Source organism: Burkholderia sp. PvR073, from assembly GCF_054055695.1.
This window is the reverse complement of record NZ_JBSRXO010000003.1, coordinates 487,232-503,009: the sequence shown is the minus strand read 5'-3', so window position 1 is coordinate 503,009 and position 15,778 is coordinate 487,232. Positions and strand designations below refer to the sequence as shown.

At 68.1% G+C, this 15,778-nt stretch carries 14 protein-coding genes and 1 tRNA gene; 13 read left to right on the top strand and 2 right to left on the bottom strand.

Annotated features, from left to right (window positions below):
• The first annotated feature begins 4 nt into the window (after positions 1–4).
• The 13 genes from fmt (at position 5) to ACVK00_RS13990 (ending at position 12,181) form a co-directional block, all read left to right on the top strand.
• Positions 5–988 carry a methionyl-tRNA formyltransferase gene (gene fmt / locus ACVK00_RS14050; protein WP_175715563.1) on the top strand — a complete coding sequence of 328 codons (984 nt, stop codon included), beginning with the start codon at positions 5–7 and terminating at the stop codon, positions 986–988.
• Positions 989–1,098: 110 nt separating this feature from the next.
• On the top strand, positions 1,099–1,740 hold the full coding sequence (locus ACVK00_RS14045) for a LysE family translocator (RefSeq protein WP_228906232.1): 642 nt from the start codon (positions 1,099–1,101) through the stop codon (positions 1,738–1,740).
• Positions 1,741–1,840: 100 nt separating this feature from the next.
• Complete coding sequence (gene htpX, locus ACVK00_RS14040; RefSeq protein ID WP_006759751.1) at positions 1,841–2,698, top strand: zinc metalloprotease HtpX; 858 nt, start codon at positions 1,841–1,843, stop codon at positions 2,696–2,698.
• A 177-nt stretch (positions 2,699–2,875) separates the two neighbouring features.
• On the top strand, positions 2,876–4,264 hold the full coding sequence (gene rsmB / locus ACVK00_RS14035) for a 16S rRNA (cytosine(967)-C(5))-methyltransferase RsmB (RefSeq protein ID WP_284899655.1): 1,389 nt from the start codon (positions 2,876–2,878) through the stop codon (positions 4,262–4,264).
• Positions 4,261–4,851, top strand: coding sequence for a DUF4390 domain-containing protein (locus ACVK00_RS14030; RefSeq protein WP_166725952.1), 591 nt, complete (start codon positions 4,261–4,263; stop codon positions 4,849–4,851). Before rsmB ends, ACVK00_RS14030 begins: the two co-directional genes overlap by 4 nt.
• Positions 4,841–7,255, top strand: a complete 2,415-nt coding sequence (gene esaS, locus ACVK00_RS14025; RefSeq protein ID WP_228906228.1) for a sensor histidine kinase EsaS — start codon at positions 4,841–4,843, stop codon at positions 7,253–7,255. Before ACVK00_RS14030 ends, esaS begins: the two co-directional genes overlap by 11 nt.
• On the top strand, positions 7,256–7,957 hold the full coding sequence (gene esaR / locus ACVK00_RS14020; RefSeq protein WP_006759755.1) for a response regulator transcription factor EsaR: 702 nt from the start codon (positions 7,256–7,258) through the stop codon (positions 7,955–7,957).
• Positions 7,958–8,019: 62 nt separating this feature from the next.
• Positions 8,020–8,095: transfer RNA gene (locus ACVK00_RS14015), tRNA-Phe, on the top strand.
• Between the two features lie 349 nt (positions 8,096–8,444).
• Complete coding sequence (gene queC / locus ACVK00_RS14010) at positions 8,445–9,179, top strand: 7-cyano-7-deazaguanine synthase QueC (RefSeq protein WP_105834806.1); 735 nt, start codon at positions 8,445–8,447, stop codon at positions 9,177–9,179.
• Positions 9,180–9,254: 75 nt separating this feature from the next.
• On the top strand, positions 9,255–9,887 hold the full coding sequence (gene queE / locus ACVK00_RS14005) for a 7-carboxy-7-deazaguanine synthase (RefSeq protein WP_006755430.1): 633 nt from the start codon (positions 9,255–9,257) through the stop codon (positions 9,885–9,887).
• Between the two features lie 18 nt (positions 9,888–9,905).
• A complete protein-coding gene (gene queD / locus ACVK00_RS14000; RefSeq protein ID WP_006755431.1) occupies positions 9,906–10,358 on the top strand; it encodes a 6-carboxytetrahydropterin synthase QueD in 453 nt (150 codons plus the stop codon).
• 264 nt (positions 10,359–10,622) lie between these two features.
• A complete protein-coding gene (locus ACVK00_RS13995) occupies positions 10,623–11,408 on the top strand; it encodes an HpcH/HpaI aldolase family protein (protein ID WP_126228736.1) in 786 nt (261 codons plus the stop codon).
• Positions 11,405–12,181 carry a tetratricopeptide repeat protein gene (locus ACVK00_RS13990; RefSeq protein ID WP_284899659.1) on the top strand — a complete coding sequence of 259 codons (777 nt, stop codon included), beginning with the start codon at positions 11,405–11,407 and terminating at the stop codon, positions 12,179–12,181. Before ACVK00_RS13995 ends, ACVK00_RS13990 begins: the two co-directional genes overlap by 4 nt.
• Positions 12,182–12,282: 101 nt before the next feature.
• On the opposite strand, the gene rodA is transcribed toward ACVK00_RS13990, so the two are convergent.
• Positions 12,283–13,431 carry a rod shape-determining protein RodA gene (gene rodA / locus ACVK00_RS13985; protein ID WP_284899661.1) on the bottom strand — a complete coding sequence of 383 codons (1,149 nt, stop codon included), beginning with the start codon at positions 13,429–13,431 and terminating at the stop codon, positions 12,283–12,285.
• A gap of 11 nt (positions 13,432–13,442) precedes the next feature.
• The gene (gene mrdA, locus ACVK00_RS13980) at positions 13,443–15,722 is read right to left on the bottom strand and encodes a penicillin-binding protein 2 (RefSeq protein ID WP_284899663.1); all 2,280 of its coding nucleotides are present in this window, start codon (positions 15,720–15,722) and stop codon (positions 13,443–13,445) included.
• Between the last annotated feature and the right edge of the window lie 56 nt (positions 15,723–15,778).

Sequence of the window (15,778 nt, the reverse complement as noted above, 5' to 3'; positions counted from 1 at the left end):
TTTCATGACCCATACGTTGCGCGTGATTTTTGCCGGCACGCCGGAATTCGCCGCGGCCGCACTCGCCGCGATCCACGAGGCCGGTTTTCCGGTGCCGCTCGTGCTCACCCAGCCCGATCGCCCTGCCGGGCGCGGGATGAAGCTGCAGGCGAGCGCCGTGAAGCGCTATGCCGTCGAGCACGGGATGCCCGTCGCGCAGCCGCCGTCGCTGCGCCGTGCGGGCAAGTACCCGGCGGAGGCGGCCGACGCGATCGAACTGCTGCGCACGACCCCGCACGACGTGATGGTGGTCGCCGCGTACGGCTTGCTGCTACCGCAGGAAGTGCTCGACATTCCGCGCGCCGGCTGCATCAACATCCACGCGTCGCTGCTGCCGCGCTGGCGCGGCGCCGCGCCGATCCACCGCGCGATCGAGGCCGGTGACGCCGAGACGGGCGTCACGCTGATGCAGATGGACGTCGGCCTCGACACCGGCGCGATGATCGAGGAAGCGCGCGTCGCGATCGCGCCCGACGATACGACCGCCACCCTGCACGACCGGCTGGCCGCCGACGGCGCGCGACTGATCGTCGACGCGCTGGTGCGGCTCGAGCGCGACGGCGCGCTGCCCGCCACCCCGCAGCCGGCCGACGGCGTGACCTATGCGGAAAAGATTGGCAAGCACGAGGCCGCGCTCGACTGGCGCAAGCCGGCCGACGTGCTCGCGCGCCAGGTGCGCGCGTTCGACCCGTTCCCGGGCGGCGTCGCGACGCTCGACGGCGCGGCCATCAAGCTTTGGGCGGCCGAGCCCGTGGCGGCGCGCGGCGACGCGGCGCCCGGCACGATCGTCGACGCTGCGCCGGAAGGTGTGATCGTCGCGTGCGGCAGCGGCGCGCTGCGCGTCACGCAACTGCAGAAGCCGGGCGGCAAGCGGTTGCCCGCGCGCGAATTCCTGGCCGGCTCGCCGCTCGCCGCAGGCCAGCGCTTCGCGTTGCCCGACGGGGCCTGAGCGTCATTCGACCCGACCTGCCGGCCGCACGCAATTGGCCGAACGGCCGAGTCGCACGGCGCGGCAGGCGCGCGTAGAATTTCCTTGCGCTGTTCGGTTTCGAGGTCTTCATGCTTGGCATCACCCATTTCGGCTTCTTCGTGTTCGCGGTGTTCCTGCTGAACATCACGCCCGGCCCCGATACGGCCTACATCGTCGGCCGCAGCGTCGCCCAGGGGCGCGGCGCGGGGCTGATGTCGGCGTTCGGCATTTCGGCCGGCTGTTGTGTTCACGCGCTCGCATGCGCATTCGGCCTGACCGCACTGCTGGCGGCATCGGCAACCGCGTTCACGGTGATCAAGCTGGTCGGCGCCGCCTACCTGATCTACCTCGGCGCGCGGATGATCATTACGAAGCAGGCCGCCGAGCCGTCGGGCGCCGAAGCCGCGCAGGGCACGGCCGCAAAGCCGCTGCGCCAGCTGTTCATGCAGGGCTTCTGGACCAACGTGCTGAATCCGAAGGTCGTGCTGTTCTTCGTGTCGTTCTTCCCGCAGTTCGTGTCGGCCGACAGTCCGCACAAGGCTTGGGCGTTCCTGACCCTCGGTGCGGTATTCGTTGCGATGAGCACGGTCTGGACCAGTCTGGTCGCCTGGGTCGCGGGTAGCGTCACGCAGCGCTTTTCCGGCAAGCCGGGCGTCAAGAAGTGGCTCGACCGTACGGTCGGCAGCGCTTTCGTCGGCTTGGGCCTTCGGCTTGCAACATCGCAACGCTGAGATTGAATTTTTCGAACAAGACCTTATCTAACAAATCGCTTACAATTTTCCGTCGCGCCCTGTGATGCGCGATGGGTCCCCTGACGGATAAGGAGTGGGTATGTTCAATTGGGTCAAAACGGCGATGCTGATGGCCGGGATCACGGCCCTGTTCATCGTGATCGGCGGCATGATCGGCGGCACCCGCGGCATGACGATCGCGCTGCTGTTCGCGCTCGGCATGAATTTCTTCTCGTACTGGTTCTCCGACAAGATGGTGCTGCGCATGTACAACGCGCAGGAAGTCGACGAGAACACGGCGCCGCAGTTCTACCGGATGGTGCGCGAGCTTGCCACGCGCGCGAATCTGCCGATGCCGCGCGTCTACCTGATCAACGAGGACGCGCCGAACGCGTTCGCCACGGGCCGCAACCCGGAACACGCGGCGGTCGCCGCGACGACGGGCATCCTGCGCGTGCTGTCCGAGCGTGAGATGCGCGGCGTGATGGCGCACGAGCTCGCGCACGTGAAGCACCGCGACATCCTGATCTCGACGATCACCGCGACGATGGCGGGCGCGATCTCGGCGCTGGCCAACTTCGCGATGTTCTTCGGCGGCCGCGACGAAAACGGCCGCCCGGCCAATCCGATCGCGGGGATTGCGGTCGCGCTGCTCGCGCCGATCGCCGGCGCGCTGATCCAGATGGCGATCTCGCGGGCGCGCGAATTCGAGGCCGATCGCGGCGGCGCGCAGATCTCCGGCGATCCGCAGTCGCTCGCCACCGCGCTCGACAAGATCCATCGCTATGCGGCGGGCATCCCGTTCCAGGCGGCCGAAGCGCATCCGGCCACCGCGCAGATGATGATCATGAACCCGTTGCACGGCGGCGGCCTGCAGAACCTGTTCTCCACGCACCCGGCGACCGAGGAGCGCATCGCGCGCCTGATGGAGATGGCGCGTACCGGCCGCTTCGACTAAGTCGCGTCGCGCTCGACACATCGCCCCGCACGCCTCGCGCTGCGGGGTGTTTCATTTGTGCCTCCCATAAAGGGGCCGCATGGCCTCACGCTACAATGCGCGGTTTGGAATCGCGGCGGCCGCACGTGGCCGCAGGGTTCCCGCCGCTCGCGGCGCCCGTTTGCCGATTTTGCCCCGATGACACAAACCCGTTCCTCCGCTCCGTCTTCCTCCGGCCGCCCTGCGCGCCTGTCCGCGCTGCGTCTCGCGCCCGATTCGCTGGGCTTCGCGCTCGACGCGGCCGCGCAGGCAGTCGATGCGGTGCGGCGCGGCACCGCGCTGCCGGCGGCACTGGCCGCGGTGTTCGCGCAGATGCCGGCAGGCACGCAGACGCTGGCGCGCGGCGCGACGCAGGACGTCGCATATAGGACGATGCGTCGCCTCGGCAGTGCGGACTGGCTGATCGGCCGGCTCGTCGGCAAGGCGCCGCCCGCGCACGTGCAGGCAGTACTCGCCGGCGCGCTCGCGCTGCTGCTCGATCCGGAGGAGACGGCCGCGTATCCGGCGTTCACGATCGTCGACCAGGCCGTGACCGTGATCGGCGCACGGCGCGAATTCGCGTTCGCGAAGGGGCTGGTGAACGCGGTGTTGCGCCGTTTCCAGCGTGAGCGCGACGCGCTCGTCGCGGCGCTGCAGGACGATCCGGTCGCCCGCTGGAACTACCGTCCGTGGTGGATCGATGCGGTGAAGCGCGCGTGGCCGGACACCTGGCAGGCGATCCTCGCGGCCGGCGAGCGCCAGGGGCCGCTGACGCTGCGCGTGAACGCGCGCCGCGCGAGCGTCGACGCGTATCTCGACACGCTGCGCGCGAACGGGATCGACGCGACCGCGATCGGCCGCCATGCGGTGCGGCTCGCATCGGCGCTGCCGGTCGATCGCATTCCGGGCTTCGCGGACGGCGTCGTATCGGTGCAGGATGCCGGCGCGCAGCTCGCCGCCGAATGGCTCGGCGCGCGTGACGGCATGCGCGTGCTCGACGCATGCGCGGCACCGGGCGGCAAGACCGGCCATATCCTCGAGCTGGCTGGCGCGGAGGTCGTTGCGCTCGAAAGCGACGCGACCCGTGCGGCGCGCATCGGCGAGAACCTCGCGCGCCTGTCGCTCGCGGCGGACGTGCGCGTCGGCGATGCCGGCGCGCCGCAGGCGTGGTACGACGGCCGGCCGTTCGACCGCATCCTCGCCGACGTGCCGTGCTCCGCGTCGGGCATCGTGCGCCGTCATCCCGACATCCGCTGGCTGCGCCGCGAAGCCGACATCGCGGCACTCGTCGCGGAACAACGCCGCATCCTGACGGCGTTGTGGCCGCTCGTGAAGCCGGGCGGCGAACTGCTCTACGTGACCTGTTCGATCTTTCCCGAGGAGGGCGAATTGCAGGCCCGCTGGTTTGAAGCGGCCTGTGAAGATGCGGTACGATTGGACGCGCCCGGCCAACTGCTGCCGGGCGGCGTGCATGCCGGAGCGGCCGGCGCACTCGACCAGAACACCGATCACGACGGATTTTTCTACGCGCGGTTTCAGAAACGGTGACGATCAAACACCTTTTTCCACTTCGGCTCGCGGCCGTCCTGCTGGTCGCATTGGCGCTGTGCCTGACTGTCGTTCGGCCGGCGCGCGCCGAGTCGATCGCCGTGCAGCGCGCCTCGCTGCAGGCTGACGGAAGCGGCTGGAGCCTCGATGCCCGCTTCGATTTCGAGCTGAACCCGAACCTCGAGGACGCCGTCAACAAGGGCATCCCGCTCTACTTCACGACCGACTTCGAACTGAGCCGCGCACGCTGGTACTGGTTCGACGAGCAGCCGGTGTCGGTGTCGCAGACGATCCGCCTGTCGTTCCAGCCGCTCACGCGCGAGTACCGCGTGTCGACGGGCGGGCTGCAACTCGGCTTCCCGTCGCTGAGGGACGCGCTCGCGGTCGTCCGGCACATCACGTCGTGGCACGTGATCGATCGCAACCAGGTGCGGGCCGGCGAAACCTACATGGCCTCGGTGCGCATGCAGCTCGATACGGCGCTGATGCCGAAGCCGTTCCAGGTCGACGCGGTGAACAACCGCGACTGGACGCTCGGCTCGGACTGGAAGCGCTTCAACTTCACGGTGACCGAACGTGCTAAATAAAGTGCGCCGCGCGGCCAGCGGGAAGAGCCTCCTCGTTCGCGTCATCGTATCGACCGTCGCGCTCACCGCGCTGCTGCTGCTCGTGCTGCTCGCGGCCGCGAGCGCGAACACCGAGTTCTTCGACCGCTACTACTCGTGGCTGTACGCGATGAACATCATCGTCGCGCTCGTGTTCCTGCTGGTGGTGCTCGGGCTGATCGGGATGATCGTCGTGCGCCTGAGGAAGGGCAAGTTCGGCACGCGGCTGCTCGCGAAGCTCGCGGTGTTCTTCGCGCTCGTCGGCGTGGTGCCGGGCGGGATCATCTACATCGTGTCGTACCAGTTCGTGTCGCGCAGCATCGAGTCGTGGTTCGACGTGAACGTCGAAACTGCGCTGACGGCCGGCCTGAACCTCGGCCGCGGGATGCTCGACGCGTCGCTGTCCGACCTGCAGACGAAGGCGCGCCTGATGTCCGACCAGCTCGCGAGCGTCGATGCGAACACGAACGGCACGACGCTCACGCTCTTGCGCCTGCGCGACCAGTTCGGCGTGCAGGACGCGACGATCGTCGAGCCGAGCCGCGGCGGCTCGGGTGCGGCGCCCGACCTGCACATCGTTGCGCAGGCATCGGGCAATTTCGCCGTGCTGATTCCGGACGACCTGCCGACGCCGCTGATGCTGAGCCAGGCGCGTGAACATGGCGCATACGCGGCGATCGAGGGCGAAGTCGACGGCGACCCGCGCGCGCATGGCGCGAAGGGTGCGTTGCGGCTGCGCGTCGTGCGGCCGATTCCCGACGCGACGACGTCGCTGCTGCAGCCGGCGGAGCGGTTCCTGCAGCTCACGCAGCCGGTGCCGCCCACGCTCGCGCACAACGCCGACGCGGTGCAGCGCGCATATCGCGAGTACCAGGAAAAAGCGCTCGGCCGCACCGGGCTGCGCAAGATGTACATCGGCACGCTGACGCTCGCGCTGTTCCTCGCGACCTTCATCGCGATGATGCTCGCGCTCGCGCTCGGCCAGCAGCTCGCGCGGCCGCTGTTCCTGCTCGCGCAGGGCACGAAGGAGATCACCGAAGGCGACTACACGCCGAAGCGCGAGATCAAGTCACGCGATGAGCTCGGCTTCCTCACGCAGTCGTTCAACGCGATGACGCGCCAACTGTCCGAGGCGCGGCTCGCGGTCGAGAAGAACCGGATCGCGCTCGAGCATTCGAAGACGTATCTCGAGAGCATCCTCGCGAACCTGACCGCCGGCGTGTTCGTGCTCGACCGCCAGTTCCGGCTGACGACGGCCAACCGCGGCGCCGAGCGGATCTTCCGGCAGCCGTTCAGCGCGATGATCGGCACGGCGCTCGACCGGATCGACGTCGTGGCGGAATTCGGCGCGATGGTGCGCAAGGCATTCGCCGATCGCGAGGCGGCTTCCGACGGCGCCAGCGGCGATCGCGGCCACTGGCAGCAGCAGTTCGCGGTCGAAGTGCCGGGCGAAGCCGATCCGCTGACCTTGCTCGTGCGCGGCACGCGCCTCGTGTCGACGGTCGAGGGAGAGGCCGACGATCCGCAGACGTCCGGCTATGTCGTCGTGTTCGACGACATCTCCGACGTGATTTCCGCGCAGCGTTCGGTCGCATGGGGCGAGGTCGCGCGGCGGCTCGCGCACGAGATCAAGAACCCGCTGACGCCGATCCAGCTGTCGGCCGAGCGGCTGCAGATGAAGCTGTCCGACAAGCTCGCGCCGCCCGATGCGGACGTGCTCAAGCGCGGCGCGACGATGATCGTCAACCAGGTGGCCGCGATGAAGCGGATGGTCGACGACTTCCGCGAATATGCGCGCACGCCGCCGGCGGTGCTTGGCAACCTGCAGTTGAACGAACTGGCGAGCGAGGTGCTCGGGCTGTATGGTGTCGGTGAGGGCAAGAGCGCGATCGTCGCCGAACTCGCGCCGTCGCTGCCGGTGATTCGCGGCGACGCGACGCAACTGCGCCAGGTGATCCACAACCTGCTGCAGAATGCGCAGGATTCGGTTGCGGAAGTCGCGCATCCGCGTGTGTTGATCGAAACCAAGACAGTAGAATATGGCGATCCCGACGCCGAGGGCAAAACGCGCGTCGCGGTACGTCTTACCGTGTCCGACAACGGGCCCGGTTTTCCGGCACGCATCCTGACCCGTGCGTTCGAGCCTTACGTGACGACAAAGGCGAAGGGCACGGGGCTCGGATTGGCCATGGTCAAGAAAATCGTCGATGAGCACGGCGCGCGGATCGATCTGCGCAATCGCATGCACGGCGAGACCGTCGAGGGTGCGCAGGTGTCGATCCTGTTCCTGCAGATGGCGAGCGATACGCCAGGCGCCGAACCCGGCGCGCAGGTCGGGACGGCCCCCGCTAAGACAAAAGCAAGTGTGCAGACAAAGGCAGCGTAAATGGCAACCATCCTGGTGGTAGATGATGAAATGGGCATCCGGGAATTGCTCTCGGAAATCCTCAGCGATGAAGGACATGTCGTCGAGGCGGCGGAGAACGCGCAGGCCGCGCGGGAATACCGTCTGAATCAGGCGCCCGATCTCGTGCTGCTCGATATCTGGATGCCCGATACCGACGGCGTCACGCTGCTCAAGGAATGGGCGGCGCAGGGCCTGTTGACGATGCCCGTGATCATGATGTCCGGGCACGCGACGATCGACACGGCCGTCGAGGCAACGAAGATCGGCGCACTCGATTTCCTCGAGAAGCCGATCGCGCTGCAGAAGCTGCTGAAGTCGGTCGAGCACGGTCTCGTGCGCGGCGCGGCACCGGTGTCCGTCAACTCGGCGGCGAAGGCCGGCGCCGGCCAGGCTTCGGGCCCGGCGGCGGTCGCGTCCGCGGCCGCGTTGCCGACGCTCGGCGACGACATGGCCGCGGCGCTCGGCCTCGCGGGCCAGACGGCCGCGATTCCGTTCGACATCCCGTTGCGCGAAGCGCGCGATGCGTTCGAGCGCGCGTACTTCGAATATCACCTCGCGCGCGAGAACGGCAGCATGACGCGCGTCGCGGAGAAGACGGGCCTCGAGCGCACGCACCTGTATCGCAAGCTCAAGCAGCTGGGCGTCGAGCTCGGCAAGAAGCCGTCGGAAGGCGCTGCGTAAAATATTTTGCGAAAACTACTTGCGCAAAGTAAGAGGGCTGGATATACTTTCTCTTCTTCGTTGGCCCGGTAGCTCAGTTGGTAGAGCAGCGGATTGAAAATCCGCGTGTCGATGGTTCGATTCCGTCCCAGGCCACCAGCAGTTCCAACCCCAAGAATCGGAAGGTTCTTGGGGTTTTTCGTTTGTGGTGGGTTTGCGCGGCATCGGCGTGCGGCCGGCAGCATTCGCCGGAGCGTGATAAAATCCGTGCCCGCTCAATGACTTAGCGCATCGCTTCATGCGCACGGCAGGGCTGCCCGCAGGCGCCGCCGTGACGCGCGGCACCGATGCCGCGCGATGGGCGGTATAAGCGCTCCGCCGCGTTCGCGGACGACCGCGCTGCCTATACTGGTCGAGCCGGCGCAGGCCGGCACGTGTCGGGCCGCCCGGCGGCAGCCGGCCCCGGGGCGCAGCGCGACGCGAGCCTATACATTCACGGAGTATCACGGTGATTCGGACAGACGCTAAAGACGGCGCGCTCGTGCTGTTTTCCGGCGGGCAGGACTCGGCCACGTGCGTGGCCTGGGCCCTGGAACGCTACCAGACGGTCGAGACGCTCGGCTTCGATTACGGCCAGCGCCACCGCGTCGAACTCGAATGTCGCGAAGGCGTGCGCGACGCGCTGAAGCATCAGTTTCCCGCCTGGGCCGGCCGCCTCGGCGACGATCACATGATCGACCTGTCGGTGCTCGGCGCGATCAGCGATACCGCGATGACGCGCACGATCGAGATCGAGACCACGGCGAATGGCTTGCCGAACACGTTCGTGCCGGGCCGCAACCTGCTGTTCATGACGATCGCGGCCGCGATCGCCTATCGCCGCGGGCTGCGCGTGCTGGTCGGCGGGATGTGCGAGACCGATTTCTCGGGCTACCCCGACTGCCGCGACGACACGATGAAGGCGCTGCAGGTCGCGCTGAACCTCGGGATGGACACGCGCATCGTGCTCGAGACGCCGCTGATGTGGCTCGACAAGGCGCAGACCTGGCAGCTCGCCGAACAACTCGGCGGCGACGCGCTCGTCGAGCTGATCCGCGTCGAGACGCACACGTGCTACGTGGGCGAGCGCGCGGAACTGCACGACTGGGGCTTCGGCTGCGGCGAATGCCCGGCCTGCAAGCTGCGCAAGCGCGGCTACGAGGCCTACCTGAAGGGCGAGCGGGTGACCGAAGCGCCGCTGTGACGCGGGTGCGCCGGCAGCGCTTGATGAATAACGGATTCTGATCGACAACGAGCGGCGCGAGCCGGACGAAGCACGATGACTTACGCGGTCAAGGAAATTTTCTACACGTTGCAGGGCGAGGGCGCGAACGCGGGCCGTCCGGCCGTGTTCTGCCGGTTCGCCGGCTGCAATCTGTGGTCGGGCCGCGAAGAGGATCGTGCGGAGGCCGTGTGCCGCTTCTGCGATACGGACTTCGTCGGCACCGACGGCGAGAACGGCGGCAAGTTCAAGGACGCCGAAGCGCTCGTCGCGACGATCGCCGGCCTGTGGCCGGACGGCGAAGCGCATCGCTTCGTCGTCTGCACGGGCGGCGAGCCGATGCTGCAGCTCGACCAGCCGCTCGTCGACGCGCTGCACGCGGCGGGCTTCGAAATCGCGATCGAGACCAACGGCTCGCTGCCGGTGCTCGAGACGATCGACTGGATCTGCGTAAGCCCGAAGGCCGACGCGCCGCTCGTCGTCACGAAGGGCAACGAACTGAAGGTCGTGATCCCGCAGGACAACCAGCGGCTTGCCGACTACGCGAAGCTCGATTTCGAGTATTTTCTCGTGCAGCCGATGGACGGCCCGTCGCGCGATCTCAACACGAAGCTCGCGATCGACTGGTGCAAGCGGCATCCGCAGTGGCGGCTGTCGATGCAAACCCATAAATACCTGAACATTCCCTGAGCCACGGCCTTTGACATCGTGCTGATTACCCGAAAACTCGAATTCGACGCGGGCCACCGCATTCCCGATCACCGCAGCCAGTGCCGGAACCTGCACGGCCATCGCTACGTGCTCGAAGTCACGCTGCGCGGCGATCTCGTCGATACCGAGGGGGCGCCGGACCGCGGCATGGTGATGGATTTCGCCGACGTGAAGGCGCTCGCGGTCGAGCACCTCGTCAACAAGTGGGACCACGCGTTCCTGGTCTACGCGCGCGACGAAGTCGTGCGCTCGTTCCTCGAGCAGATGGCCGACCACAAGACAGTCGTGCTCGACCGGATCCCGACGGTCGAGAACCTCGCGGCGATCGCGTTCGACATCCTCGCGAACGTGTACGACGCGCACTACGGCGTGAACCTGCGGCTGGAGCGCGTGCGCCTGTACGAAACGCCGAACTGCTGGGCCGACGTCGAGCGCGATCCCGCCCGCTGACGCGGCATTGCCGGCCCGAGCATGCGCTCGGCGGCCGGCCGCCGGTCGCCCGCTGCCGGTCGCCCGCCGCCGGTCGCCCGCCGCCGGTCACCCGCCATGCGGTGCCCGATCGGGCCCGCTTCGCCTGTCTCCCCACATTTCGCCTGACGGCGCGCTATGATCGTTGCGTGGCGCAGCCTGCGCGCCCGCGATCGGGCTGCTGCCGTCCGGCCGTCCCCCATTGCCTGTTCCGTTCGATTGCCTGTCCGCCAGGAGGCCGTATCGATGAGCACGCTCACCAATTCCCTCAAACAACGTCTGCATGACGGCGACGAGCCGCTATACGGCCTGTGGCTGTCGCTCGGCTGCGATTCGGCCGCGGAAGCGCTCGCGCACGCCGGCTACGACTGGCTCTGCATCGACATGGAGCACGCGCCGAACGACAGTCGGGACGTCGCGTCGCAACTGCGCGCGCTGGCCGCCGCGCACCTGCCGAGCGAGCCCGTCGTGCGGGTGCCGGGGCGCGAGCCGTGGCTCGTGAAGCGCGCGCTCGACGCCGGCGCGCGCACGCTGATGTTCCCGTGCATCGAGACGGCCGACGAGGCCGCGCACGCGGTGCGGCTCACGCGCTTCCCGTCGCCGGATTCCCCGGACGGGCTGCGCGGCGTGGCCGGCATGGTGCGCGCGGCGGCGTTCGGCATGCGCCGCGATTACCTGCAGACGGCGAACGCCCAGATTGCGGTGATCGTGCAGATCGAATCGGCGCGCGGCATCGACGAAGTCGAGCGGATCGCCGCGACGCCGGGTGTCGACTGCCTGTTTGTCGGCCCGGCCGATCTGGCGGCGAGCCTCGGGCATCTCGGCGACAGCCGCCACCCGGATGTCGAGACCGCGATGGCGCGCGTGCTCGCGGCCGGCAAGCAGGCTGGCGTCGCGGTCGGCATCTTCGCGAGCGATACAGCGATCGCACGCCAGTATCGCGAGGCCGGCTACCGGATGATCACGCTGTCGGCCGACGTGACCTGGCTGCTGCGCGCGACGCGGCAGGCGCTGCAGGAGGTGCGGTCATGAACGGCGGCGACGGCGCGGGGACGGGACGCGCGCGGCGCACGACCGGTGTATGTGGGCGGCTCGGTGCGATGCTCGGGCTGTGGGTCGTGTGCGTCGCGGCGTCGGCGCAGAATGCGCCGCACGCGAAACCGGACCCGGCACACGAGACGCAAGCGGCGGTGGCCGCCTACAACGCCGGCGACTATCGCGCGGCGCTGGTGCAGTTCCACGACGCAGCCGAACGCGGCGATCGGCTCGCGCAGTTCAACTACGCGATGATGCTGCTCACCGGCGTCGGCGTGACCGCGAACGTCGACGAAGGGCTGCGCTGGCTGAAGCGGGCGGCCGACGCGAACATGTCGCATGCGCAGTACGTGTACGGACGGATGTTCGACGACGGCGAATTCGTCGCGCGCAATCCGGCCGAAGCGCACCGCTGGTTCCTGCGCGCGGCGAAGCAGGGGCACGTGCAGGCCGCGCTGTCGCTGGCGAACCAGTTCCTCGACGGGCGCGGCACACCGCGCGACAACCGGCAGGCGTTCGCGTGGTACAAGCAGGCGGCCGACGCGGGCGAGCCGACCGCGCAGTACGTGACCGCGTCGTTCTACGAGCGCGGCGGCGACGGCGTCACGCAGAACCTGAACATCGCGCGCGCGTACTATGCGGCCGCGGCCGCGCAGGGCGACGAGACGGCCGAGCTGAAATTCAAGGAGCTGAGCGCGCGATTGAAGACGCCGGAGCCGGCATCGGGCGCCGGTGCGGACCACGTGAGCCCACGCGCGACGCCGCAGTGACGGCGGTATCCGCCGCATTCGGCCTGCCCAACGAAAAACGGCGCTCACGGCGCCGTTTTCCTTTGCTACGACTGCTTGCAGCTGCGTGCCATGCCGCAGCGTCAGCTCTTCATCAGCCGCCGCTGTCGCCCGACGCTCATGATCATCCCGATCGCGATGCCGAGCGTCGTGAGCGCGGTGCCGCCATAGCTCATGAACGGCAACGGTACGCCGACGACGGGCAGCACGCCGCTCACCATCCCGATGTTGACGAACGCGTAGACGAAGAACGCGAGCGTGAGCGAGCCCGCGAGCAGCCGGCCGAACAGCGTCGCGCCCTGCGCGGCGATGTAGAGCCCGCGCGCGATCAGCGCCATGTACAGCGTCAGCAGCACGAGGCCGCCGACGAGCCCCCATTCTTCGGAGAACACCGCGAAGATGAAGTCGGTGTGCTTCTCCGGAATGAATTCGAGGTGGGCCTGCGTGCCCTTCAGGTAGCCCTTGCCGAGCACGCCACCCGAGCCGATCGCGATCACGGCCTGGATCGTGTGGAAGCCCTTGCCGAGCGGGTCGGAGGTCGGGTCGAGCAGCGTGCACACGCGGTGCTTCTGGTAGTCGTGCATCAGCGGCCACTGCACTTCGGGCTGGCAGATGCGCTCCTCGAACACGGCGATCGAGCCGACCGCGATCACGCCCGCGACGAGCACCGGCACGATCAGCTTGAACGACAGGCCGGCGAGGTAGATCACGAAGAGGCCGGCAGCGAACACGAGCAGGCCGGTGCCGAGGTCGGGCTGCTTCGCGATCAGGCCGACCGGCACGAGCAGGATCCCGAACGCGACGACGAAGTCGTACCAGCGCAGCCCGCCTTCGCGGCGCTGGTAGTACCACGCGAGCATCAGCGGTGTCGCGATCTTGAGGATTTCGGACGGCTGGATCACGACGCCGACGTTCAGCCAGCGCTTCGCGCCCTTCTTGGTCATCCCGAACAGCGCGACCGCGACCAGCAGCGCGACCCCGAACGTATAGAGCGGGACCGCGAAGCGCATCAGCGTCGTCGGCGGGATGTTGGCGATCACCCACATCAGCACGAACGTCAGCAGGATGTTGCGTAGCTGGTCCTCGACGCGGCCCGGCATGTCGATCGCCGCGCTGTACAGCGTGACGATGCCGACGCACAGCAGCAGGAACACGATGAGGGCGAGCGGGCGGTCGAAACCCGCGAACATCTGCTTGATCTTGTCGAGCCAGGCGCGCTTGTCGAATTGCATGCCTTTCTCCGTTAATGAGCGGTGCCGGCGTTCACCGCTTTCGCGGTGGCCGAGGCACGGAAGTTGTCGTCGCGCGGCGCGGTGGCGACCGGCTGTGCGCCGCTCGCGGGCCGGTGCGGCCGGTGCGGGCGCCGGATCGGCGGCAGGCTGGCGGCCATCGGCGCCGCGGCGCTCGCGTCGGACGGCTGCGCCGCGCTCGATGCATCGGGCGCCGACGCGGCGTCCGCCGCACTCGCCGCACTCGCCGCACTCGCCGCGGTCGGCACGACCGGCTGCGGCAGCGCGGTGAAGCCGGCCGCGACGGCGGCGGGCTTCGATGCGTCGCCGACCACGGGCGCGCTCACCGGTTCGGTCGCCGACGCGGCGGCGGCCACGGCCGCGGCCTCGTTCTTCGGGTTCTGACGTTCGACGAGGTAGTAGTCGAGCACACGGCGCGCGATCGGGCCCGCGGCTTGCGCGCCCCAGCCGCCGTTCTCGACGACCAGCGCGACGGCGATCTGCGGATGGTCGACCGGCGCGTACGCGATGAACAGCGCGTGGTCGCGCAGGTGCTCGGCGAGCAGGTGGCCCTTGTAGTTCGAGCCCTGCAGCGAGAACACCTGCGCGGTACCGGTCTTGCCGGCCGCGAGGTACGAGGCGCCGCGGAACACCTTGTACGCGGTGCCGGACGGATTCTCGATCACGTTTTCCATCCCGCGCTTCACGACGTCGATGTCGCCCTGCTTCAGCGGGATCACTTCGCTTTCCTTCGGCACGGTCAGGTGGCGTGCCCGCGAGATCGGATCCTCGACTTCCTTCACGAGGTGGGGCTTCATCACGACGCCGTTGTTCGCGAGCGTCGCGGTGGCATGCGCGAGCTGCAGGATCGTGTACGAGTTGTAGCCCTGGCCGATCCCGAGACTGATCGTCTCGCCGTCGAACCACTTCTGCTGCGCGGCCTTCTTGAACGCCTTCTTCTTCCAGTCGGTCGACGGCAGGATCCCGCGCGCCTCGCCCTGGATGTCGATGCCGGTGATCTGGCCGAAACCGAACGGCTTCATGAAGTTCGCGATCGCGTTCACGCCAAGGTCGCGCGCGAGCATGTAGAAGTAGGTGTCGTTCGACACCATGATCGCCTTGTTCATGTCGACCCAGCCCTGGCCCGAGCGCACGTCGTTGCGGAACGTGTGGCCGCCGAACGTGAAGTAGCCGGGATCCTGGAAGCCCCAGCCCGGCGTGCGCTTGCCGAGCGTCAGGCCGGCCAGCGCCATGAACGGCTTGTACGTCGAGCCGGGCGGGTAGGTGCCGTGCAGCGGCCGGTTCAGCAGCGGTTTGTCGGACGAGTTGTTCAGCTCGTCCCAGGTCTGCTGGTCGATGCCGTCGACGAACGAGTTCGGGTCGAAGCTCGGCGACGACACGAACGCGAGCACGTCGCCCGTCTTCGGCTCGATCGCGACGAGCGCGCCGCGCTTGCCGGCGAACGCCTGCTCGGCGACCTGCTGCAGCCCGATGTCGAGCGACAGCACCAGGTTGTTGCCGGGCGTCGCCTGCGTGCGCGACAGCGTGCGCACGGGCCGGCCGCCGGCCGTCACCTCGACTTCCTCGAAGCCCGTGAGGCCATGCAGCTCGGCTTCGTAGCTCTGCTCGACGCCGATCTTGCCGATGTAGTCGGTGCCCTTGTAGTTGTTCGCGTCGCGACGCGGATCGTAATGTTCCTGATCGCTGTCGTTGTCGTCGCTCATCGCATCGATGCGATCCTGGTCGCGCTTCGAGATCCGGCCGATGTAGCCGATCACGTGCGCGGCCGTCATGCCGAGCGGGTACTGGCGGAACAGTCGCGCGCGCACGTCGACGCCGGGGAAGCGGAAGCGCTGCGCGGTGAAGCGCGCGACTTCCGCGTCGGTGAGGCGCGTGCGGATCGGCAGGCTCTCGAAGTTCTTCGAGTCTTCCTGCAGCTTCTTGAAGCGGCGGCGGTCGCGTGCGTCGATCGGGATGATCTCGGACAGCTTGTCGATCGTGTTGTCGAGCGTGTCGTCGAGCTTCGACGGCGTGATCTCGAGCGTGTACGCCGAATAGTTCTTCGCGAGGACCACGCCGTTGCGATCGGTGATGATCCCGCGGTTCGGCACGATCGGCGCGACCGAGATGCGGTTTTCCTCGGCCTGCAGCGCGTATTTGCCATGCTGCATCAGCTGCAGGTAGAAGAAGCGGCTCGCGAGCAGCCCGAAGCAGACGAACACGAACACGCCCGCCGCCGCGACGCGCAGGCGGAACTTCGAGAGCTGCTGTTGGGTGTCGTTGAATTCGGTCATGCGGTTACGTTTGATCCGGCCCACGCGCGGCGAGCGCGCGCGGGCGAGGGGCCGCC

Coding starts and splice junctions, on each gene's coding strand:
- rsmB (WP_284899655.1), top strand. CDS start 2,876: ATGACACAAACCCGTTCCTCCGCTCCGTCTTCCTCCGGCCGCCCTGCG.
- rodA (WP_284899661.1), bottom strand. CDS start 13,431: ATGCAATTCGACAAGCGCGCCTGGCTCGACAAGATCAAGCAGATGTTC.
- ACVK00_RS13995 (WP_126228736.1), top strand. CDS start 10,623: ATGAGCACGCTCACCAATTCCCTCAAACAACGTCTGCATGACGGCGAC.
- ACVK00_RS13990 (WP_284899659.1), top strand. CDS start 11,405: ATGAACGGCGGCGACGGCGCGGGGACGGGACGCGCGCGGCGCACGACC.
- queE (WP_006755430.1), top strand. CDS start 9,255: ATGACTTACGCGGTCAAGGAAATTTTCTACACGTTGCAGGGCGAGGGC.
- ACVK00_RS14045 (WP_228906232.1), top strand. CDS start 1,099: ATGCTTGGCATCACCCATTTCGGCTTCTTCGTGTTCGCGGTGTTCCTG.
- htpX (WP_006759751.1), top strand. CDS start 1,841: ATGTTCAATTGGGTCAAAACGGCGATGCTGATGGCCGGGATCACGGCC.
- mrdA (WP_284899663.1), bottom strand. CDS start 15,722: ATGACCGAATTCAACGACACCCAACAGCAGCTCTCGAAGTTCCGCCTG.
- fmt (WP_175715563.1), top strand. CDS start 5: ATGACCCATACGTTGCGCGTGATTTTTGCCGGCACGCCGGAATTCGCC.
- esaR (WP_006759755.1), top strand. CDS start 7,256: ATGGCAACCATCCTGGTGGTAGATGATGAAATGGGCATCCGGGAATTG.